Genomic DNA, 22,435 nt, shown 5'->3' on the forward strand with positions numbered 1-22,435 from the left:
CCAGCTCGTGACCTTCCCGCTTGAACAAGCGGGACGTTCTAACCAACTGAACTACGCCCCCGTGTGACACCGGGTGCATTTAAATCCCGAAACCCTGACCCGGCGCCTTTTTACGCTACCTATCCTGCCCCGGCACGCGGGATATTTTCATCACAACCCAACTCCGCCCCTGAATGGATGGTAGGCGGAACGGGATTTGAACCCGTGACCCCCGGCTTGTAAGGCCGATGCTCTCCCGCTGAGCTACCCGCCTGAGTCAGAAATGCAAGTTGCAAACATAACGGTTCCCTTCTCTCTTGTCAAGAGAATTTATACTGCGCCATCTGAATCTCAGTGGGCCGTGATGCTGGTGGGCGGGCTTTCCTCCATCTGTGGGACATCCGTGAAACAGAAGGGCTTGCAGTCCTCTTCCGCAGCAAACAATTCTTTTCCTTCATCCACAATCAATGCCTCACGAAGGACATCATCCATATGTTCCACAAGTACCAGCTCCACCTTTTTAAGGATTTTCTTGGGTATCTCCGCAATGTCCTTCTTGTTTTCGATGGGGAGCAACACCTTGGTGACGCCTCCCCTGTGGGCGGCCAGGATCTTTTCCTTGAGGCCTCCTATGGGGAGGACTCTTCCCCTGAGGGTGATCTCGCCGGTCATGGCGATATCGCGATTGACAGGGTATCTGGTGAGCGCGGAAACAATAGACGTCGCAAGCGTGATGCCGGCGGACGGTCCATCCTTGGGAATGGCGCCCTCCGGAACATGGATGTGAATGTCCACTTTCTCATAGAAATTGTCGGGCACCTTCAAATTCCTTGCCCTTGAACGGACATAACTCAAGGCGGCCTGCGCCGATTCCTGCATGACCTCTCCGAGTTTCCCGGTCAGGACCAGATTGCCCTTGCCGGGCATGATGGTGGCCTCGGTCTGGAGGATTTCGCCGCCGACGTCTGTCCATGCCAGCCCGGTGGTGACGCCTACGCAATTCTTCTCTTCCGTCCTCCCATACCGGTACTTGGGGACGCCGAGATACTTCTGAATGGACTGGGACTTCACCGAGATCGCGGTGTCCATCCCCCTCTTGACCACCTCTTTGGCCACCTTTCGGCAGATCGAAGAGATCTCCCGCTCCAGATTCCTGACTCCGGCTTCACTGGTATAATTGCGGATGACCTGGAGAATGGCACTATCGGTAAAGGTAATATTCTTAGGACTAAGGCCGTTTTGATCGATCTGCTTCTTGACCAGAAACTGCTTGGCGATATCCAGCTTTTCAAGTTCGGTATATCCGGGAAGTCTGATAATTTCCATCCGGTCCTGCAGGGGGCCGGGGATATTGTGGAGGTTATTGGCTGTTGTGATGAAAAAGACGTCGGAGAGATCATAATCCAGATCGAGATAATGGTCGTTGAAGGCCACATTCTGCTCCGGATCGAGGACCTCCAGGAGGGCGGCCGATGGATCGCCCCGGAAATCCGTACTCATTTTGTCCACTTCATCCAAACAAAATACCGGATTATTGGACTTGGCCCGTTTCAAATACTGAATAATCTTGCCGGGCATGGCCCCGATATAGGTCCTTCGATGCCCTCTGATTTCAGCCTCATCCCTGACCCCTCCCAGAGACAGGCGGATGAAATTCCTGCCGGTCGCCCTGGCCACCGATTTTGCCAATGACGTCTTTCCGACTCCCGGCGGACCCACCAGACAGAGGATCGGACCCTTAATTTTTTTGGTCAGACGCTGAACCGCCAAGTATTCAAGAATTCGCTCCTTTGGCTTTTCAAGGCCGTAGTGATCTTCATCGAGGACGGCCTCGGCCTCTTCAATCTGGAGTTTCGATCGTGTCTTGTCCAACCAGGGAAGATCGATGATCCAGTCTATGTAATTGCGGACCACCGCGGCCTCTGCAGACATGGGGGACATCATTTTCAGTTTTTTGAATTCCTGTTTCAATCTCAGGTGGGCCTCTTTGCTCACCTTTTTCCGTTTTATCTTTTTCTCCAGTTCATCCAGCTCCGCCTTGAAATCGTCTTTGGTCCCCATCTCCTTTTGAATGGCGCGGATCTGCTCATTGAGGTAATAGTCCTTTTGGGTCTTTTCCATCTGTTTTTTGACCCGCGACCTCAAGCGGTGCTCAAGGCGAAGAATGTCCACCTCGCCGCCCAATTTTTCAAACAGTTTGTTCAGGCGCTCGGTTAACTCGACGGCTTCCAGAATTTCCTGTTTGTCTGCGACCTTTAGCGCCAAATGACCGGCAATGGTATCTGCCATGCGTCCCGGATCTTCAATGGAGGTCACTGCCGAGACGATTTCTTTTCCGATCTTGTTGTTATATTTCGCATACTCCTCAAAGCTGTCGTTAATGGAGCGTACCAGTGCCTCAATTTCAGGGCTTTCAGCAGGGGGTGTGGCACGCTCGCTGATTTCCACCATGAAAAATCCCTGTTTGTCCACAAAATTTTCGATCACGCCCCGTTCTTTCCCTTCGATAAGGGCCTTGACCGTCCCGTCAGGCAGCTTTAACAGCTGTAAAACAGCGCCTACGGTACCGAACGCGAAGATATCCTTGGGAGATGGGTTATCCACTTTTGCGTCCACCTGGGCGGACAGGAAAACCCGCTTATCATGGGCCAAGGCATATTCAAGGGCCTTGATCGATTTTTCGCGCCCCACAAACAGGGGCACAACCACATTTGGAAAGATAACCACGTCTCTCAGGGGGAGAAGCGGGTAATATTGTCTTTCACCGTTAGCCATGTCGAGAAGATCCTTTTCCGGAGAATTTATCATAGTATGATTATCCAAATTTGGCCTGCTTTTCGTAGATCAACAGGGGAGGCTCACCCTTTGTGATAACGTCTTCGTTGATGATGCACTCGGTGATGTCAGGCATGGAAGGGATATCATACATGATATCCAACATCACCGATTCGAGGATCGCCCTCAACCCGCGGGCCCCGGATTTCCGTTTTATGGCATCTCTGGCGATGGCCACCAGAACGTCATCCGTAAACCTTAATTTTACATTCTCCAGTTCAAACAGTTTCTTGTACTGTTTAATAAGTGCATTCTTGGGTTCTTTGAGGATTCGAACCAGGGCATCCATGCTCAACTCGTTCAATGTGGCGGTAATCGGGATCCTCCCGACGAATTCGGGGATAAGTCCGAATTTTATCAGGTCTTCGGGTTGAACCAGCGGCATGATTTTGTTCATATCCACATCCCGCTGCCCTTTGATATCCGCCTCGAACCCGATCACCTTATTGCCGAGCCGATTGCTGATAATTTTATCCAATCCGTTAAATGTGCCACCACAAATAAAGAGGATATTGCTCGTATCCACCCGTACAAAGTCCTGCTGCGGGTGTTTCCTCCCCCCTTTTGGCGGAACATTGGCCAGGGTCCCCTCAATTATCTTGAGCAGTGCCTGCTGGACTCCCTCTCCTGAGACGTCGCGCGTAATGGACGGGCTGTCGGATTTGCGTGCGATCTTGTCGATTTCATCGATATACACAATCCCTTTGGTGGCAGCCTCCACATCATAATCGGCCATCTGAACCAGATGGAGAATGATATTCTCTACGTCTTCGCCCACGTAACCGGCTTCCGTCAATGTGGTGGCGTCAGCAATGGTGAAGGGGACCTTCAGGATTTTGGCCAGGGTCTGCGCGAGGAGGGTTTTCCCTGAACCGGTAGGCCCGATGAGGAGGATATTGCTTTTCTCGATTTCAACGTCCCCTGTATCCGCCTGAGTGCTGACGCGTTTGTAATGGTTGTGGACCGCCACTGAAAGGACCTTTTTCGCCCTTTCCTGCTCGATCACGTACTGATCAAGGGTCTCTTTCATCTCGGAGGGCTTCAGTAACTGACGGGCCTCCTGTTCATCTTCTTGGCTGTATTCCTCAGCAATGATCTCGTTACAGAGCTGAATACATTCATCGCAGATATACACAGAGGGACCTGCAATGAGCTTTTTGACCTCGTCCTGGCTTTTTCCGCAGAAAGAGCAGAGAAGGTCGTCATTCGAAACGTCATTCTTGCCCATAATTTATACCTTTTATATTTTCACAAGTGTTGTCAAATGGTTGATTGGTTGTGTCGAAGATCAGCAAAAAACCTGAAGTCTTCAACCGAAATCAGCAACACCCCGCGGGCCAATACCCCCTCGATTTTCAATCTGTCCGTCATCTTAGGCCTTCCCGGCAATTTGATCCTTCATTTCCCGCTTGCTGATAACCCTATCTACAAGACCGTATTCTTTGGCCTCTTCGCTGCTCAAGAAATAATCCCGTTCCGTATCTTTGCGGATCCTTTCAAGGCTCTGGCCCGTATGTTTGACCAGAATATCGTTGAGGGTGTCACGTATCTTTAAAATTTCCCGTGCATGAATATCAATATCCGTCGCCTGACCCTGGGCGCCCCCCAAAGGCTGATGAATCATCACCCTGCTATGGGGGAGGGCATATCGTTTCTCCTTGGTCCCGGATGCCAGGAGGAGCGCTCCCATGCTGGTTGCCTGTCCCATGCAAATGGTCGCCACATCAGGTCTGATGTATTGCATGGTGTCATAAATAGCCAGCCCTGCAGTGACGGACCCTCCCGGGGAATTGATGTAAATATTGATGTCCTTCTCCGGATCTTCAGATTCCAGAAAGAGCATCTGGGCAATGATAATATTGGCCATGGTATCGTCCACCTGCTCGCCGATAAACACGATACGGTCCTTCAGAAGCCTCGAATAGATATCATAAGCCCGTTCCCCCCGGCCCGATTGTTCTATAACCATTGGTATTAACATGAATTTATCCTTCCCCCGCTTCACGGTCCTTGTCTTGGCCGATTGCATCTCTCGCTACAGCTGAAATGTTAGCATGTTCAGCCAGATACTTCAATGTTTTTTCCTTGAGCAGCTCTTCCTTAAGGCTATCCACCTGGCCGCGTGCCTCATAATACTTCTTGACGGTTTCCATGTCCTGTCCCATGTGCTGGGCCAGGTCCCTGTAGCCCTCCTCAAGGTCTTCGTCATCCAGGGTGATCTGATCCTGTTTGGCGATCTGTTCTAATATAAGCATTTCCCGGACCCGTTTTTCTGAAACAGGCCTGAACTCTTTTTTTAATCCTTCTTCGGAAAGCCCCATCTTTTCGATGCTCGCTCCGCCTCTTTCCAGATTGTCCTTGAATCGATTTACAGAGAAATCGGTCTCGGCCTCCACCAGGACATCAGGGAGTTCGAAATCAAGCCCTTCCGAGATTTTTTCAAGCAATTTCTGGTTTAATTCTCCGTCAATCCGTTTTTCCTCCTGTGAGGTAATGGCCTTTCTGATCTCTTTTCTGAGACCATCCAGGTCGTTGAAATCAGAGCCCAAGCTGCCGGCAAAGGCATCGTCCAGTTCCGGAAGCACCAGTTCCTTGATGTCCACTATTTTTACCTTGAAACGCACGTGTTTCCCGGCGAGTCGGCTGTGATAAAAATCCTTTTCAAAATCAATCTCTACCTCTGTTTCATCGTCTTTGGTAAGCCCGATAAGCGCCTCGTCAAATTTGGCGTGAAAGTCGTTCTTCCCGACATTTACCATCAGATTTGGAGACTGGATGCCTTCCATCGGTTGGCCGTCTTCAAATCCTTTGTAGTCGACGATCGCATAATCCCCTTCTCTGATGGGTCGCTTTTCCGTGATGGCGGTCAGTTTTCCATTGGCTTTTCTTATCTCTTCAAGTCGTTTTTGGACGTCTTCATCGCTGACAGAGAGAATTTCCTTTTCTATTTCCATCCCCAGATAGTCCTTGACCTCAAATTGCGGGCGAACTTCCATGAGAGCGGAATAGACGAAGTTTTCTCCCTGTTTAAGAGGCGCCTTTTCAAGCACCGGCTGACCCAGGGGGAAGGTCTTTGCCTCATCGACCGCCTTTGGAAAGGAATCTCTGATCAGTTCCTGTGTCACGTCATCTTTTATCTGATTGCCGTAATAACTTTCAAGAATCTTCCGGGGGGCCTTTCCCGGCCTGAAACCTGGGATCCTGACCCTGTTCCTGATGTCGCCATAGGCCTGATTCAGTTTCTTGTTCACTTCTTCTGCGTCAATCTCGACCCGCAGTCTTTTTTTGACGGGGCTGATCTCTTCCAGGGTTGTTTTCATGGTTTCCTCATTAAGATTCAGATTTTGCTGATCGGGTTCAGTTTTTCCAAAAAATGTCTTGACTGCGGCGAATTCTTGACCGGAGAAGCGTCAAAAACCCGGGATTCCTTCAAACAATAAGGACAATTTAATTGATTTCAAGAAATTTCACTTGGCTGTTGTCTGGAATCCGGCCTTCCGCTGATTCACATCCTGTTGGAGGGGCTATGGGCCAAATCCGGTGAAAAAGGCGGCCGATTCGTCTTCACCCATTGTCGGCATCCAACATCACGGGGCACTCTCATAAAAAAAGAATAAAAATAGAATCAACATGTTAGCTTTTTTGCCGGAATATGACCCTATACAAGGAAAATTTGAGAATTGCAAGGCCAATTTTTTCACGCACCCGTCGGCATCCCTCTCCTCTTTGCAGGCCTTTCGGGACCCGTAGCGATGAATGAAGGCGACCCCCTGTTTTTCATCCCCTCGAACCTGATCCAAAGCTTGCAAATTCCGCGCCTCTTCCATGGGCTGAGGTCTATTTCTTGATAAGATCACAAATTTCGTGTTAGTATCCGTGGTTCTCTAGTAAAGGGCCGGCGCCCCGCACGGCGTGTGTTCCTTAAATATCTCGGGATGCTACAACTTGCGGCAATCATAGCCTTGCTGGTGTCGGTTTTGAGTGACATGAATCTGGTATGATGAAATGGCGGTATCCTGACGTGATTCCGCCTCCCCCCTATTAAACGGATTCCCATATCCGGATTGGAATGACGCCCCTGAGTAGTATTCCGGCTGTCGAGGATGATAAGAGATGAAATTATTTCTGTGCCTTCTGGGACTTGTGCTTATTGTAGAAGGTCTTCCCTACTTCGCCTTTCCGGAGAAGATGAAGAAATGGGTTGCCATGATGCAGGACGTACCCAATGCACATCTCAGGGTCGTGGGGTTCCTGGCGATGGGCCTCGGACTCCTGCTCGCCTACTTTTTCCGAGAATAAAATCGTTTGACTTTGAATAGAATCTTGTTTAGTCTAGCCGTTTTGAAGTTCAGGAATGCTTGAGATAGAAGACTACAATTACAACCTGCCACAGGATCTTATAGCACAGACGCCGGCCTGTAAGCGGGATCATTCCAGATTGTTTGCAGTGGATCGGTCAACCGGTTCTTTTTCGGACCACCGGTTTTTCGATCTCCCTCGGCTGCTTCTGGCGGGCGATCTTCTGGTGGTGAATGACACCCAGGTGGTTCCTGCCCGGATTTTCGGCCATAAAGAGAGCGGGGGTCGCATAGAGATACTGGTCCTGGAACATCCGGACGTAATGCCGGGCCCGGGAGATGAGGGACCCTCTGAACGGTTATGCCTGATGAAGGCCTCCAGGCGACCCAGACCGGGAAGTCTTTTGTTTTTTGATGCGGATGTGTCCGGGGAAATCAAGAGTGTCCTCGGTAACGGGCTTGTCACCATCAGGTTCAACGGCGGTCGAGGCATAGGGTCCCTCCTTGAGGAGAAGGGCCGTCTGCCCCTGCCGCCCTATATCAAACGAGGGAAAACCGCTACCCTGGAAGGGGTTGACAGGGAGAGATATCAGACGGTATACGCCGCCGCAAAGGGTGCTGTGGCAGCGCCCACTGCGGGTCTGCACTTTACCCTGGAACTTCTCCGCAAACTCGAGTCGAGGGGTATTTCCGTGGTGCCGTTGACCCTTCATGTGGGCTATGGCACCTTCCGTCCTGTCAAGGTGAAAGATATTCGAGAACATCGGGTGGGCCATGAACAGTACACCATCTCACCTGAAACAGCAGACCGGATACGGAGGGCCAGGGAGAGCGGCGGCAGGGTCATCGCAGTCGGGACCACGGTGGTGAGGGCACTGGAAAGCGCCGCCACGAATGACGGCGGTGTTATCCCCGGCGAGGGGAAGACCGACCTCCTGATCACGCCGGGGTTTGTTTTTCGTGTGGCAGACGGACTGATCACCAACTTCCACCTGCCGAAAAGCTCGTTGCTCTTCCTGGTATCGGCCTTTGCCGGGCTCGACCTGATCAAACGGGCCTATGCGGAGGCCGTTGAGAAGAGATACCGGTTCTACAGCTACGGGGATGCCATGGTGATCACATGAAAAGGGGAATTGAGGGGTTCAACATACTGGAATGCTGGAATTTGGGGATTCAGGAATTGAGGAATTCGGGGCCGGCAGGACATGGGCTGTCCACCGCAATTTCTGCGCCTTGCGCCTTGTGCCTGACGCCTGATTAAAACGGACCCCGGTTCCGGATGAGATGTGAAATTTAGAATTACGCATAACCACGCGAGGGGCAGGGCCAGGACCGGGGAGATCCGGACTCCCCACGGAGTATTTGAAACGCCGGTGTTCATGCCGGTGGGGACCCAAGGGTCGGTAAAGGCCGTTTCACCCGAAGACCTGACAGATGCAGGCGTCAAGGTGATTCTGGCCAACACCTATCATCTCTACCTCAGACCGGGTCACCCGGTCATCGGCCGGTTGGGAGGCCTGCACCGGTTCATGAACTGGTCCGGGCCCATCCTTACAGACAGCGGCGGGTTTCAGGTATACAGCCTGACGCCCCTGCGAACCCTGACGGATCAGGGGGTGACGTTTCAGTCCCATATCGACGGGTCGAGGCACTTTATCGGTCCTGAAGAGGCCATCGATATCCAGGAGACACTGGGCGCGGATATCATCATGACCTTTGACGAATGTGCGCCTTACCCTGCGGAACATGAGTATGTGAGGAAATCCGTCGCACTTACGACCTCCTGGGCCCTAAGATGTCTGGAGCAAAAGAAAAGGCGCGACCAGGCGTTGTTCGGCATTGTGCAGGGCGGGGTCTACCCGGACCTGAGGGAGCGCAGCGCCCGGGAACTGGTTGAAATGGAATTTGACGGCTATGCCCTGGGGGGCCTTTCCGTCGGAGAAGACCGGGCCACCAGGCAGCGGGTTATTCGAGAGGCCATGGATTTTCTCCCGATGGAGAAGCCGGTTTACCTGATGGGGGTGGGGTTTCCGGAGGACATCCTGGAGGCTGTCACCCTGGGGGTAGACATGTTTGATTGTGTCATCCCCACTCGAAATGCCAGAAATGGGACCCTGTTCACGACAGCGGGCAGGATGACCATCAAAAACGCCAGGTATACGGAGGACAACAGGCCTGTGGAAGAAGGCTGTCAATGTTATACATGCGCGAATTATTCGAGGGCGTATTTGAGGCATCTGTTCATGGCGAAGGAGATATTGTCCTACAGGTTGAATACTATCCATAACCTCGCATATTATTCTCGTCTCATGACAGATATTCGCACTGCCATTCGAGAAGACAGGTTGACGGAATATCGCGCAACATTCTATGAACTTCAAGCAAAAGGACTCGGTTGAAAGGAGGGTTTACCATGGATTTTTTGGCGTATGCGATGGGAGGCGCTGGCAAAGGGGGAGCAGGGGGAGAAGGGGGTGGATTCGGAGCGTTTGTGCCACTTATTCTCATGTTCGCCATCTTCTATTTTCTGCTCATCAGGCCGCAGCAGAAAAAGGCCAAGGCGCACAAACAATTGCTCGCATCAATTAAAAAGGGAGACCGGGTGGTCAGCTCGGGCGGGCTTTACGGGGTCGTGACCGGCCTGACCGATGATGTGGTCACCATGGAGATAGCACCCAAGGTTCGGGTCAAGGTTTCGAGGGGATCTATTTCCGGCGTGGCCGGAAGGGACCCGTCAACTTCATCTTCCACTTAGGGTATCCATAACTATCCATATCAAATCTGGGAGTCACACGTGGTGAAAAGTCTAAGGTGGCGAAGCATCATTGCCTTGTTTGCAATACTGGCAGCAGTGGTCTATCTCATTCCGTCTCTGGGCAGCGGACCTCCCGGATGGTGGTCGAGTTTCTTGCCGAAGGACCGCATCCATCTGGGTCTTGACCTGCAGGGGGGCATTCACCTGGTCCTCGAGGTGCAGACAGCCAAGGCCGTAGAAAATCATCTGGAACGGGTGGTGGAGGAGTTGAAGCGGGATCTGCGCAAGGACAAGGTACGGTATCTCGAGCTGAAGCGGGATGGGTTGAAGAGCGTGGACATCATCCTGATGCGTCCGGAAGACAAGGAGGTGTTCCTGGACATGGCCGCTGCCGGTTACCCTGATTTCGAGGTGGAATCGCTTCCGGAAACAGAGGGCCATCCGTCGTTTCAGCTCGTCCTGGATCCCAAGGCCAGGACCCGCATTACAAAGATGGCGGTGGACCAGGCCCTGGAGACCATCCGTAACAGAATCGACCAGTTTGGAGTGAGCGAACCGGATATCCGTCCTCAGGAGGACAACAGGCTTCTCATCCAGCTGCCCGGGGTAAAAGACCCCAAGCGGGCGATCGCCCTGATCGGCAAGACGGCCCTTCTGGAGTTCAAGCTGGTTGACGAGGAGAACAGCGTGGAAGAGGCCCTTCAGGGAAAGATACCCCCCGGGGACGAGATCCTTTACCAGGTGGCCATCGATCCCAAGAGCGGACGGCAGACCAAGATTCCCTATCTTCTTAAGAAACGAACCGCCCTTACCGGCGAATACATTACCGACGCCAGGGTCCAGATAGACAGCCAGTACAATGAACCCTACGTCTCCCTCTCATTCGATGCGAGGGGCGCCAGGATCTTTGAGCAGGTGACCGGGGAGAACATCAAGAAGCGCCTGGCCATCGTCCTGGACAATAAGGTCAATTCAGCGCCGGTGATTCAGGATAAGATCTCCGGCGGGAAGGCCCAGATCACCGGGCGCTACACCACGGAGGAGGCCAGAGATCTGGCCATCGTACTGAGGGCCGGGGCCCTCCCCGCGCCGGTCAAGATCATCGAAGAACGGACCGTGGGACCCTCCCTGGGAAAGGATTCCATTGAAAAGGGCTTCAAGTCGGTGCTTATCGGCGGGATCATCGTTATTATTTTCATGGCGATTTATTACAGCCTGTCGGGCCTTATCGCCGACATGGCCCTCCTCCTCAATGTGATCTTTATTATGGCCGGGCTTGCCTTTTTCGGTGCCACCCTGACCCTCCCCGGCATCGCAGGGATTATCCTTACCATCGGCATGTCGGTGGATGCCAATGTCTTGATCTTTGAGCGGATACGTGAGGAACTGAGGCTGGGGAAGACATCGCGGGCGGCTATCGAAGGCGGATACGGCAAGGCCCTGGTCACCATTCTGGATGCCCAGGTGACCACGCTGATTGCGGCCCTCGTCCTTTTCCAGTTCGGCACCGGACCGGTCCGGGGATTTGCGGTGACCCTCAGCATCGGCATTATCGCCAGCCTCTTTACCGCTATTTTCGTCACCCGGATTGTTTTCGATTATTTCTATGTACAGCGAAATGTGAAAAGGATCAGGATTTAGGTTCAGAGGTTCAGCAGTCCAGAGGTGTCTGTGTGTGAGAAATCAGAGAATGACTAACGATCAACCGGAGCCAATACATGGAATTCATTAAACCAGGGGTCAATATCGATTTTCTCGGAAAGCGCAACATCGCTTTCGTGTTTTCCGGGCTGATGATCATCGCCACTATTTTTCTGCTCATATGGAAGGGCGGTCCCAACTACGGAGTGGATTTCTCAGGGGGCGTGGTGGTTCAGGTCAAGCTGGAACAGAAGACGTCTCCGGCCGACATCAAAAAGGCCCTTCGATCCATTCAACTGGAAGACAGCATTGTCCAGGGATTCGGCGAAACAGACGACGCTGAGTACCTGATCCGGGTCAGGAAGACCGACGTGGAATTGACCGGTTTGAGCGACCGTGTGGAACAGGCCCTGAAGGCCGAGTTCGGAGAAGGGGTAGACATCCGGCGGGTGGAAATGGTCGGCCCCAAGGTGGGCGATGACCTGCGGCAAAAGGCCCTGTTCGCTATTTTTTATTCCCTTTTATTCATCGCCATATACATCTCGGGACGGTTCGAATTGAAGTGGCTGATGTCCATTATCATGGCGATTTCCCTGGCCTTTGTGGTCTATATTACATCCGGATTCGGCGTCAGCGTGACCTGGCTTATCCTGGTCGCCCTGATCGTTACCCTTGCTCTCTGCCTGTTTTTGAATCTCAAATATGCCCTGGGCGCCATCATCGCCCTGATCCATGACGTGACCATCACGGTGGGCGTCTTCGCCCTGACCGACAGGGAGATATCGCTCTCCATTATTGCGGCCTTTCTCACCATTGTCGGATATTCCCTGAACGATACCATCATCGTCTTCGACCGGATACGGGAGAACCTGCGGCGTTTCAAGAGAAGACCCTTTGATCAGACCATGAATATCAGCATCAACGAAACCCTGAGTCGAACCATTCTCACCTCCACGACCACACTGGTGGTGGTACTGGCCCTCTTTATCTTAGGGGGGGGCGTGATCCATGACTTTGCTTTTGCCCTGTTGGTGGGGATATTGGTAGGGACCTATTCATCTATCTTTGTGGCGAGCCCTATCCTTCTCATCTGGGAAGGCAAGTTCGGAAGGCGGGGCAGGAGAAAGCGGGATTGAGGGCCCTTTCCTTGACGGGTTTCTGAAAAAAGGGCATGCCAATCCTTTGAGGTCGCCGATTGCTGACAAAGAGCAAGAAAAAGCAAACCCAACGCAGGCGTACCTTCTGGCTGATCACCCTGGTGGTGATCAGCGCCATGGCAGGCGGATGGTGGCTGTGGCGCGACAAGATCGGCGTTGCCGCCCGGTTCGAGTTTCTCAACGTCCGCGTCAACGACGGCACCCGGAAGGTCCTTTCAGGGGAAACCCTTTTCCTGCATCCCGATGATAAGGTCAAGATCCTTTCCATATCCACCAACATCCCCCTGAGTCTGAATATCCGCCTCTCCGCAGAAGGGTTTGATGTGAATGCCCTTCGATATGAGGCCCTCCCCCTCACCGATCTCCTGCCTCAACAGGAGCCCTTTGACCGGTACCGGTTCGTCATCCATGTGAAACACTACAACCAGGATATCGGTGACGTCACCTGGGTCATCCAGCCCTACGCGGAAGACTGGCTGGAAAGGGCGAATCGGATCATCGACACGGATCGACGAATCGCCTTCCTCGAGCGGGGCCGGCGTCTGTTGCCTGAAAACCGCCGGCTCAACCGCCGGCTCAACCGCCGGCTCATCGATGATTACAAGGCCCTCAAAAAGTGGGAAAAGGCAGCGGTCATGCTGGAGGAGATGGCAGCGGAAAAGGAGGATGTGGAGACCTTGTCCGAACTCCTGAATGTGTATCAGGAGATGAACGACCCAAACGGCGTGGTTCGGGTCCTTAAATCCCTCATCCGTCTGAACCCGAACGATGTTGCGGCGAGAAAGGCCTATGCAGAGAAATTGGAGCAGGCCAAAGATTGGAGCGGCGCCATTCGGGAGTATGAGGCCCTGTTGAAGCGGGTGAAGGAGGGTGAACGGCTCGAGACATACAAGCGCCTGGGATATCTCCATACCCTGACGCATAATTATGAAGAGGCGATCAATGCCTATCTGAGTGCCGCCAAATTGGATCAGAAGGATGCCAACCTTCATTACAACCTCTCCTACTTATACGAAAAGACGGGTCAGAAGGAAAAGGCGGATTTTTACCTGGATAATGCGGTCACCCTCAAATCCGAAGATCTTGAGGGACGACTGAAACTGGCGCAGAATCTCCTGGAAAAAGGTGAATACAAAAAGGCGGGGGGGTATCTTTCCGAGGTCCTTGACCGGAAACCGGACGACAGGAAGGCCCTGGCCATGATGGCGCAGGTCCTGGAAAAGGAGGGGGATAAAGAGGTCCTCACATCGGTGTATGAGAAGATGCTTTCCCTCAACCCCGAGGACGATACCCTCATCTACAATTTAGGGGCCCTCGAATACGAAACCGGAAACCTCGAAAATGCCTCGTCTTATTTCAAGACGTATCTGACCTCACATCCGGAGGATGCCGAAGTCCATGGCATCCTTTTTGATATCCACCGCAGACAAAAAGACCTCCCTTCGGCATTCAAGGAGGCCGTCACCATCGTCGAACTGAGGCCCGGAGAAGCTGACATCTATCCGTTTATCTTTGATTATCTGAGGCAAAAAGACGATTACAAGCGCATGATTCCGCTCCTGAAAAAGGGATTGGCGGCCAATCCCGATCAGATCCCCCTCAGGAGATATCTGATTTCCGCCTACCTGAAGACCGGCGAGATGGATCCGGCCATCCGCCAGATGGAGGAGGTCCTGAAGAAAACGCCGCAGGAGGTGGATCCCCTTCTCCACGAAATGTTTGAAAGCCTGCGGGCCGCAAAGGCCTATCAGAAAATCCTCAACATCATGAAGCAGGCGGTTGAGGCCTATCCCCGGGATGCCGTTTTAAGGGGATACCTCGTGTTTGCGTATCTGGAGACCGGAAAAGAGGCCGAGGCCATGGAGCAGATGGAAGCGATCCTGAATCTGAGGCCGGAGGATATGGACTTATGGCTGCAGTTGGCCAGGCTCAGGGAAAAGACCGGCGACCTGGCCGGGGCTGCGAAGGCCTATCAGCGGGTACTGGAGATATCCCCTGAACACACCGAGGCATCGGAGGCCTACCTGAGGTTGCGGTTGAAAGGCGTGGGCCGGGCCGACGAGGAGTAGACAGACGCCTGTGAAACCCACGACCAAACCCCACTATCATGTCACCGCCGGTCTGATCTGGAAAGACGGAAAACTGCTCATCTCGAAACGTGCCAAAGGGACGCATCTCGAGGGATTCTGGGAGTTCCCCGGGGGCAAGCAGGAGGCGGGGGAAGAACTCAGTGAATGTCTGGAACGGGAGATAGGGGAGGAGCTGGGGATTGAGGCAAGGGTGGATGCACCGCTTCTGACAGTGGACCATGAATATGGGGACAAACGGATATCGCTTCACGTTTTCAATTGCACATGGGTAAAGGGCGAGCCGACGGCCATCGGGTGTCAGGAGATCCGGTGGGTGGAGTGGAACGCGCTTTCAGGCCTTCGATTCCCGCCGCCCGACATCAAGGTTATCGAGCGCCTGACAAGGAAAAACCAGGCAGGGAGCAGGGAGCAAGGAGCAGGGGGCAACGAGCAACCGGCAACAAGTAACCCGTAACTGGCAACAAGCAACAAGGAGATACGATGTTTAACCGCAAAGATGATGCAGGATACAGGCAGTTGGCAGAGGGGGTTTTATTGAAGACCCTGGTACACGGTGAAAAGACCCACCTGTGCGAATTCAGGATCGCCAAGGGGGGGAGGGTCCCGGAGCACAGCCATCCTCACGAGCAGACCGGATACCTGGTCTCCGGCCGTCTTCGATTTATCGTCGGCGATGACACCTTTGAGGCGGGACCCGGGGACAGCTGGTGCCTTCCCGGCGGTGTGGGCCATGCCGCCGAGGTCCTCGAGGACTCGGTCATGGTGGAGGTGTTTTCTCCTCTGAGGCAGGATTATCTGGACTGATGGCCTAAATGTCATCCGCCGGGAACTTGTGCAGTATAACGACTTGGGGTCATTCCGCACGCCGGTGTTCTGACACAATGGTGAATCCCCCCGACCGCTGACCCAGAGGGGTCGCGCCGATGAAAATGCTTGACACTATTACGACCCTCAAGGTAGGCTAACCGACTGAATTCTTCACTATTCGACAGCGAGGCCATCTAATGCGCAAGTCCATCGGCAACTGGTTGAAGGTCTATGAAGAAGAGATGGCCCTTTTTCTCTGGGTCCTCCTCCTCTTTTTTTTCATCAGCATTTCCGATATTCTCTTCAACAACTTTGCGGAAACCGCTTTCCTGAAGCGATACGGGGTTCAATATCTCCCTGTTGTTCAGGTGGTCAATTCCTTTACCACCTTTTTTCTCATGGCCTTTCTGACCGGGATTATGGGGAGGATTCCGGGAAGCCGGATGCTCACCTATACCCTTGCCATCTGCGGCATCGCCGTCGGCATCCTCCGGTTTACGATCCCCCTCGGATTTCCCATTATCTATCCGATCCTGTACGTGCTCAAGGCCCAGTTCGAGATGCTGTTCATCCTCATGTTCTGGAACCTGGCCAATGACCTCTTCAATACCCGCCAGTCCAAACGGATCTTCCCCCTCCTCACGGCCGGGGGCGTGGTGGGGGGGATGATCGGGAGTTTTGCCACACCCTCCCTGGCCAAACTCATCTCCATGGACAATCTCATGCTGGCCTATGCGGTGACCGCGAGTCTGGGAGCCCTTACCGTCAAGACCATGGGGGTGCGGTTCCCATCACTCCTGGTATCCAAGAAAAGGAAGAAGGGCCAGAAGCGTGCATCCTTTGTTCAGGAATTCAAGGATGTGTGGCCCCTGGTGAAGCAGTCCCTCCTGGTCAAGATTCTCATCTTCCTGACCCTTCTTCCCAATATCCTTATCCCCATCATGAACTACCTGTTTGCCTATACCGTAAACAACTCCTTTGCCACCCAGGGGGGGATGCTCACCTTCTACGGCTATTTCCGGGGCTCCATGAATATTATCAGCCTCATTATCCTCCTGTTTGTGGGGAGGGTGTACGGCCGGTGGGGGCTTCCCATTGTCCTCATGTTTCACCCCTTCAATTACATCCTCGCCTTCCTGGCCTTTCTCCTCAAGTTCGATATTTTTTCGGCCATGTATGCCCGGGTCTCCACCAATGTGCTGCGGACCACCATGAACAATCCGGCCCGGGCCGTTCTCATGGGCCTCTTTCCCGTGGAATACCGGGCAACCATCCGACCGTTTCTACGCGGTACAGTGGTCCGCATCGGGATCCTCACCGGCGCCGGGATGATCATGGTTTCGGAGGGGGTTTTCCATCCCAGATATCTCTCCATCTTTGCCATGATCGTCGGCGGGCTGTGGGTGGTTACCGGGTTTGTTCTCAAGAAAAACTATTCCAAAATCCTCCTGGACCTGATTTCCAAGAACCTCCTGGATCTCAAGACACTGGAGGAAAAAGACGTCAACAGCGTTTTTGCGGACAAGAAAATCCAGACCCAGATGATGGAGGCGCTTGTGCGGTCCCGGGGGGATAAGTCCCTCTGGTATGCGCGCCTGCTCAGGGATCAACCCATCGAGGGATTCGACCGGAAGCTCCTGTCGGTGATACGGGACAATGACGACAAGACCGCGACGGCCCTTCTGGATATGCTTTCTCCGAACGTGGGAGAGGAGGCCCTCCCTGTTTTTCGGGAGCTGGCGGACCCGGCAAAGAAAGAACGCACCGTCGCGGTGCTCCGGGCGGTCAACCGGATGTCTCCCGCACCTTTTCAGGACTTCCTCAAAGAGATTTTCGAGTCCTCCAGCGATCCGGAAATTCAGGCATACGCGGTGGTCGGCCTGTACCGCCAATCCCCCCAGGCATACCAGGGGGTCATTGACGCGTGGCTGAAATCGGATGATCCGTCTGAAAAGAGGGCCGGTGTGATCGCAGCAGGCCAGACAGGGGACGGGGCCTACATCCCCCGGCTGGAGGAGATGCTCAACCAGGAGGAAGACGAGTCCCTCCTTCCGCATCTGTTGACAGCACTTCACCGCCTCGGGGCCCCTTCTCCAAACCGGTTTGCAACAACATACCTCTATCACCCTGAAGAGGCTATCCGGATAGCGGCCCTTGATGCCTTTGAACTGGGCGACGATGATGCGGTCAGGACGATCATCAGCCTGATGGATGACCCGTCGGAACGGGTCTTCGACCTGGCCAAAGAAAAGATCCAGACCGCTCCCCATCAAAACGCCCAGATTCTCGTGGAATCGTTGAACATCCCCCGCCGCAAGGTCAGGGAGGGGATATTCGATCTGTTGGCCCTGCTGAACATCAAGGATCTGGATATCTTCCGTTTCGCGCGTTCCGGAGTGGAGCGGTGTTATCACTATCTGGCGGAAATAGAAAGTCTGCGAAATCTGCCTGAGGGACAGGAGAGGGATCTGATCATCGATCACCTGGGAAACAAGAAGCAGATCGAACTCGAAAATGTCCTCCGGGTCCTGGCCACCGAGGATCAGTCAGGCCAGATGCGGATCATCTGGCGAGGCCTCTTCTCCTCGGAAAGCCGCCGGCGATCCAACAGCCTGGAGGCCCTGGACGATCTGCTGGATGCTTCCCTGTCGGGCATCATGCTCCCGCTCCTGGAAGGCGGCCCCCCCACAGAGACCCTGAAGACCGGGAGGAAGCACTTTAAACTGCCCGATTTCGGGACGGATAAGGCCGCTGTCTTAACACATCTTCTAAACGAACAGGATTGGGTCACGGTGGTGTTGACCCTCTACCTGATTTCCGAGCAGGGGAGGGACGGGGTCGACAGGGAGACCCTCCGGTCATTGGCAGGGTCGGAAAATAGGTATATTCGACAGATGGCGCAGCGGGCCATGGATAAGGAAGATCAAGATCCGGTCAAATTGGAGGAGATGATGGAAACAGAGACTTCTATTCCAGAGAAGATCTTGCGACTGAAGAGCATCAACATATTTGAGGGCCTTGCCGCGAGCGAATTGGCGGCCATTGCCTCGGTGACAGAGGAGGTCGAATATCCGGCAGGCGATATTGTCCTCAAAGAGGGCGAGGCCGGAGAGACCATGTTCCTTATCTTGAAGGGGACTGTCGCCGTTATCAAGGGGGAGGGGGAAGAAGGCGTCCAGGAGATCGAACTGGCCCGAATCGGGGCCGGAGACTATTTTGGTGAAATGGCCCTTTTTGAAGATGCGGTTCGATCCGCCACCATTCGTACGGCCGAAGATTCCCGATTCTTAGTGCTGCACAAACAGGAATTTACGGAAATTGTGAGGGAATACCCGCAGATCGCACTTCACATCTGTAAGGCGCTCAGCAGCAGAATCCGAAAACTGCACGAAAAGATCAAGAGCTGAAACTGTTTCGATTCCGCTGCCCCCGCTCACTGACTGCCAGGACCCCTGTCACGGACGCGTGATGCGTTGGCGTCCCGATCCAACAAACGACAACATGACGTGCCTGACGTGCCACCGGAACGCTCAGGCCTTGGAGCGGATGACGGATGCCGGATGCTCCCTCCTCCCTGCCGGCCGCAACCGATTGTGGAGACACCCATGAGAACCCTGGACCTTTATCTGGATACCATAGAGACCTGTGAGGATAAATTCAAGATTCACGTTCGCCTGGAGCGGCCGTACGATCGGCATCTGCGGTTATGGTACGCCGTCCCCGCTGACCAGTGGGACTACTGCTCCTTCGATTTGATGGATGCCTTTGTCAACGCGGCACTCCTCAAGGCCATGGAAGATGAGGCCACGCTGAGGGTCCACGGCCCGGTCTCAGGCTCCCTGCTGGACAACCTGGAGGAATATCAACGTATCTTCAGTATATGGTTTCCTGAAAAATATGCGGAGATCGAGATCGTCCCCGACCGGGAGGTGGAAGAGACAAAGGCCAACGACCGGGTAATGCTCAGCTTTTCCGGGGGTGTGGACGGGAGCTTCAGCGCCCTCAACCATGTTCTGAGGCGGGGACCCATCAAGCGGAAACTGTTCGATATCAACGCCATCCTCTATATCGAGGGATTTGACGTCAATATCGATTATGACCGGGAATGCAAAACAGTGGTTGAAAGAAACCGGCGGCTCTTTTCAGACTGTCCGGGCCTGCGGTTTCTGAATATCCGGACCAACCTTAAATATCTCCTCTCCATCAAGAAATTCTGGACCTCCCATGCCTGCGTCCTTGCCTCGACCGCCGCTCTTTTCCGAAAGCTGTCAGGCGGATGCCTGGTGGGGAGCAGTCATTCCTATCTCCATCTGTCCCCCTGGGGAAGCCATCCCCTGACCGATCGGCTGTTGTCGAGCAACAGCTTTGAGATCCATCACGACATGGTATTCACCCGGGTGGAGAAGCTGAAGGCCCTCTTTGCATGGCCCGAGGCCCTGTCCAATCTGAAGGTGTGCTGGGAAGGGCAATACCGGTATGACACGCCCCCGGACACCAACTGCTGCTGCTGCGACAAGTGCGTGCGCACCATGCTGGCCTTCAGGGCTCTGGGCCATGAGATCCCCCGGAGCTTTCCCCAGGACCTGACCCCTGAAAAGGTCAGGGGTCTCAGAAACAAGCCCTTTGACTGGTCGCGCCTCATGTTTCTCACCGAGGTGCTTCATGTGGCAGTAGAAAACGGGATGGGGGATGATCCCCTCTTTGTGCTTCTCAAAGAGATCGTAACAGAGGAAACAGGCAATGACCGCCCATCGAAGGTCATCTGATGCGGTACATTCACAACCAAAAAAATATCTCACACAGAGCCACCCCGGTGAAACAAGAGAAGAAGATGGTTTCACGGGGCAGGCAGAGCCACAAGGTGATAAAAAAGATTTTTTTGTTTTTTGTGACAGAAAACCAGGGAATGAGGCACTAAAATCCTGAACTCAATAAACCCAATAAACCCAATAAACCCAATAACCCAATAAACCCAACAAACTCAATAAACTCAATGAACCCGACAAACTCAACAAGCATGCAACCAAAACCAACACCATAGGGATTCCATAATGAACGTCACATATATCTACCCTCCGCTCTTCAAACCGTTTTACCCCATGGCAACGCGCATCATTACCGAAAATCTCCTGCGAAACGAAAAGCTGAATGTTGCCTTCAGCGATATGCCGGTGAGGCCCTTTGCCTCTCACATCGACACGGATCTCTATGATGAGATCCTGTCCAGGGCCGGCGACCGGTTTTCTCCCAATGTCATGTCGTTTCTGAATCAGAAATACATGGTCAACAATATCTTCTACGTGTTCATGGCACAGGGATATTTCGATCCCTACATCCTGACGGATACGGATACCGAGGTCAACATCCTGACCTGTCTCAACTTCTGCGATCTCCTTATCCTCAGGCACCTCCTTGAAAGCGGAAAGCGGGTGGTCCTGGGCGGCCCCCTCATCAACATCGGCTTGTCTCCCTCTTTTATCCGGGAATTCATGCGCCGAATGGGCGTCCATCCCTCGAAACTTATCGATAACCTGATTATCGTCTCAGGCAACATCGACCTGAACACGGACCTGTATCAGATCATTTCGGACTGGAAGGATGCCGTCATTGCGCAGAATAATTACGGCACCGTATTTGACTGCCGGAGGGATTTTTTAAAAGGGCTTTATACGGATACCCGCGAGACGCCGGTCCACATCGGATTCAGCAATCACTGCTGGTATGGGAAGTGCAAATTCTGCACCTACAAGGAATTGCCCAGGATGGACTTTCTGGAGGCACAGGAGGTCGACAGGGTCTCCGGGGCCATCCGCGATCTCATGAAGGGCTTCGGGTCTGATCGCATCCGGTTCATCGATTCCTACTTCAGAAGCGGCTCGACCCTGGTTCAGGAGATCCTGGGCCGGATCAAAGACTACCACATCACCATCTACACCGGCATCACCCTGCTTAAAAAGAAAGACTACATCGAGTTTTTGAACCGGTATGTGAACTGCCTCCTCGTAGGGCTTGAATCCACCTCGGACTTCTCTTTGCGCCAGGTGGACAAGGGCTATACCCTGAAAGACATCGATATGGCGGTGGACAATATCATTCGATACATGAGCCGGGACATCTTTCTGGAGATATCGCTCATACTGGATCTGCCGGCCCGGGACGCGGAAGATGTGCAGGCCAACTACCGACGAATCGCCCGGCTCAAGGCCAGATTGGAGAGTGAAGGATTCCGGGTGGCCTTTCACATGAATATCCTGAGCGTATTCCCCAATCTGGAGCTTCTCTACACAGACGCCGGGCTGCTGAGGCCCTCCACAGACCCTTCGGAGATGGGTCATGCCAGCGGCAAGAACTATATCATCGATATCTTAAGACAGTGCGGAATGGACAGGCCTCTGCAGCTCCCACGTGAGTGCATTATTCGGGATGAGACCAATACCCACAACCTGGTGTACGGCTATATCAGTTCGGATGTGCCGATCGTCCGGTACGACGCGGACGGTCATGTCCTGCTGTCCGACCTGGAGTTGATGGATGAACCGGTCATGAAGGAGATCCTGACGAGAACCAGCCGGAGGAAGTGATCGGCCAAAACTGCCGGAAATACCATGTTCGCGCCTGCGACTATCCTCTGGATTTCACGCATGCCAGTGTGTAATATTTGTGATTATCGATTTCCCTTGACTTAACCCATAGTTGCGTTAAGATACCTCACAATTGACCCAGAACCCAGAACCTTACCCCCTGTGTCAGAGTAGTTGTCGGATGAAGCAGGAGAGAAGTGGCGACACCCCCGTAGGTGAGCGTAGCGAACCGGAGGGGGTGTCGGAGGCGACCCGCCATCCCCATTTCTCCTCAATACGAACATGAAGCGGG

The 22,435-nt window shown here is 53.4% G+C and carries 16 protein-coding genes and 1 tRNA gene; 12 read left to right on the plus strand and 5 right to left on the minus strand.

Translation table 11 applies throughout. The features are described 5' to 3' along the window. Positions 1–178: 178 nt before the first annotated feature. From K9N21_21950 to tig, 5 genes are all read right to left on the minus strand, one after another. Positions 179–253: transfer RNA gene (locus tag K9N21_21950), tRNA-Val, on the minus strand. A 77-nt stretch (positions 254–330) separates the two neighbouring features. Further along, entirely contained in the window at positions 331–2,787 is a 2,457-nt protein-coding gene (gene lon, locus K9N21_21955) for an endopeptidase La (GenBank protein ID MCF8146581.1), read from the minus strand. A gap of 7 nt (positions 2,788–2,794) precedes the next feature. Further along, complete coding sequence (gene clpX, locus K9N21_21960; GenBank protein ID MCF8146582.1) at positions 2,795–4,042, minus strand: ATP-dependent Clp protease ATP-binding subunit ClpX; 1,248 nt, start codon at positions 4,040–4,042, stop codon at positions 2,795–2,797. A gap of 144 nt (positions 4,043–4,186) precedes the next feature. After that, positions 4,187–4,795 (minus strand): ATP-dependent Clp endopeptidase proteolytic subunit ClpP, encoded by a 609-nt coding sequence (gene clpP, locus K9N21_21965; GenBank protein MCF8146583.1) that lies wholly within the window; start codon positions 4,793–4,795, stop codon positions 4,187–4,189. Between the two features lie 4 nt (positions 4,796–4,799). Beyond that, entirely contained in the window at positions 4,800–6,134 is a 1,335-nt protein-coding gene (tig, locus tag K9N21_21970) for a trigger factor (GenBank protein MCF8146584.1), read from the minus strand. Between the two features lie 793 nt (positions 6,135–6,927). Between tig and K9N21_21975 the strand changes: the two genes are divergently transcribed. The 12 genes from K9N21_21975 (at position 6,928) to K9N21_22030 (ending at position 22,143) form a co-directional block, all read left to right on the plus strand. Next, complete coding sequence (locus K9N21_21975; GenBank protein ID MCF8146585.1) at positions 6,928–7,113, plus strand: DUF2065 domain-containing protein; 186 nt, start codon at positions 6,928–6,930, stop codon at positions 7,111–7,113. A 55-nt stretch (positions 7,114–7,168) separates the two neighbouring features. Next, positions 7,169–8,236 (plus strand): tRNA preQ1(34) S-adenosylmethionine ribosyltransferase-isomerase QueA, encoded by a 1,068-nt coding sequence (queA, locus tag K9N21_21980; protein MCF8146586.1) that lies wholly within the window; start codon positions 7,169–7,171, stop codon positions 8,234–8,236. A gap of 162 nt (positions 8,237–8,398) precedes the next feature. After that, positions 8,399–9,511, plus strand: a complete 1,113-nt coding sequence (gene tgt / locus K9N21_21985; protein ID MCF8146587.1) for a tRNA guanosine(34) transglycosylase Tgt — start codon at positions 8,399–8,401, stop codon at positions 9,509–9,511. Positions 9,512–9,525: 14 nt separating this feature from the next. Then, positions 9,526–9,867: a preprotein translocase subunit YajC gene (gene yajC / locus K9N21_21990; protein MCF8146588.1), complete on the plus strand. Its 342-nt coding sequence runs from the start codon at positions 9,526–9,528 to the stop codon at positions 9,865–9,867. Between the two features lie 39 nt (positions 9,868–9,906). Further along, a complete protein-coding gene (gene secD / locus K9N21_21995; GenBank protein ID MCF8146589.1) occupies positions 9,907–11,508 on the plus strand; it encodes a protein translocase subunit SecD in 1,602 nt (533 codons plus the stop codon). A gap of 77 nt (positions 11,509–11,585) precedes the next feature. After that, a complete protein-coding gene (gene secF, locus K9N21_22000) occupies positions 11,586–12,644 on the plus strand; it encodes a protein translocase subunit SecF (GenBank protein MCF8146590.1) in 1,059 nt (352 codons plus the stop codon). A 59-nt stretch (positions 12,645–12,703) separates the two neighbouring features. Continuing rightward, positions 12,704–14,734: a tetratricopeptide repeat protein gene (locus K9N21_22005; protein ID MCF8146591.1), complete on the plus strand. Its 2,031-nt coding sequence runs from the start codon at positions 12,704–12,706 to the stop codon at positions 14,732–14,734. A gap of 10 nt (positions 14,735–14,744) precedes the next feature. After that, on the plus strand, positions 14,745–15,209 hold the full coding sequence (mutT, locus tag K9N21_22010; protein MCF8146592.1) for an 8-oxo-dGTP diphosphatase MutT: 465 nt from the start codon (positions 14,745–14,747) through the stop codon (positions 15,207–15,209). A gap of 26 nt (positions 15,210–15,235) precedes the next feature. Then, entirely contained in the window at positions 15,236–15,559 is a 324-nt protein-coding gene (locus K9N21_22015; GenBank protein ID MCF8146593.1) for a cupin domain-containing protein, read from the plus strand. A gap of 200 nt (positions 15,560–15,759) precedes the next feature. Beyond that, on the plus strand, positions 15,760–18,969 hold the full coding sequence (locus tag K9N21_22020; protein MCF8146594.1) for a cyclic nucleotide-binding domain-containing protein: 3,210 nt from the start codon (positions 15,760–15,762) through the stop codon (positions 18,967–18,969). Positions 18,970–19,167: 198 nt separating this feature from the next. After that, positions 19,168–20,328, plus strand: a complete 1,161-nt coding sequence (locus K9N21_22025) for a hypothetical protein (GenBank protein ID MCF8146595.1) — start codon at positions 19,168–19,170, stop codon at positions 20,326–20,328. 285 nt (positions 20,329–20,613) lie between these two features. Next, entirely contained in the window at positions 20,614–22,143 is a 1,530-nt protein-coding gene (locus K9N21_22030) for a hypothetical protein (GenBank protein ID MCF8146596.1), read from the plus strand. The last annotated feature ends 292 nt before the right edge of the window (positions 22,144–22,435 follow it).

Source organism: Deltaproteobacteria bacterium, from assembly GCA_021737785.1.
Lineage (GTDB): Bacteria > Desulfobacterota > DSM-4660 > Desulfatiglandales > Desulfatiglandaceae > AUK324.

Coding starts and splice junctions, on each gene's coding strand:
- tig (MCF8146584.1), bottom strand. CDS start 6,134: ATGAAAACAACCCTGGAAGAGATCAGCCCCGTCAAAAAAAGACTGCGG.
- K9N21_22030 (MCF8146596.1), top strand. CDS start 20,614: ATGAACGTCACATATATCTACCCTCCGCTCTTCAAACCGTTTTACCCC.
- lon (MCF8146581.1), bottom strand. CDS start 2,787: ATGATAAATTCTCCGGAAAAGGATCTTCTCGACATGGCTAACGGTGAA.
- K9N21_22020 (MCF8146594.1), top strand. CDS start 15,760: ATGCGCAAGTCCATCGGCAACTGGTTGAAGGTCTATGAAGAAGAGATG.
- K9N21_21975 (MCF8146585.1), top strand. CDS start 6,928: ATGAAATTATTTCTGTGCCTTCTGGGACTTGTGCTTATTGTAGAAGGT.
- K9N21_22015 (MCF8146593.1), top strand. CDS start 15,236: ATGTTTAACCGCAAAGATGATGCAGGATACAGGCAGTTGGCAGAGGGG.
- K9N21_22025 (MCF8146595.1), top strand. CDS start 19,168: ATGAGAACCCTGGACCTTTATCTGGATACCATAGAGACCTGTGAGGAT.
- yajC (MCF8146588.1), top strand. CDS start 9,526: ATGGATTTTTTGGCGTATGCGATGGGAGGCGCTGGCAAAGGGGGAGCA.
- queA (MCF8146586.1), top strand. CDS start 7,169: ATGCTTGAGATAGAAGACTACAATTACAACCTGCCACAGGATCTTATA.
- clpX (MCF8146582.1), bottom strand. CDS start 4,042: ATGGGCAAGAATGACGTTTCGAATGACGACCTTCTCTGCTCTTTCTGC.
- clpP (MCF8146583.1), bottom strand. CDS start 4,795: ATGTTAATACCAATGGTTATAGAACAATCGGGCCGGGGGGAACGGGCT.
- secF (MCF8146590.1), top strand. CDS start 11,586: ATGGAATTCATTAAACCAGGGGTCAATATCGATTTTCTCGGAAAGCGC.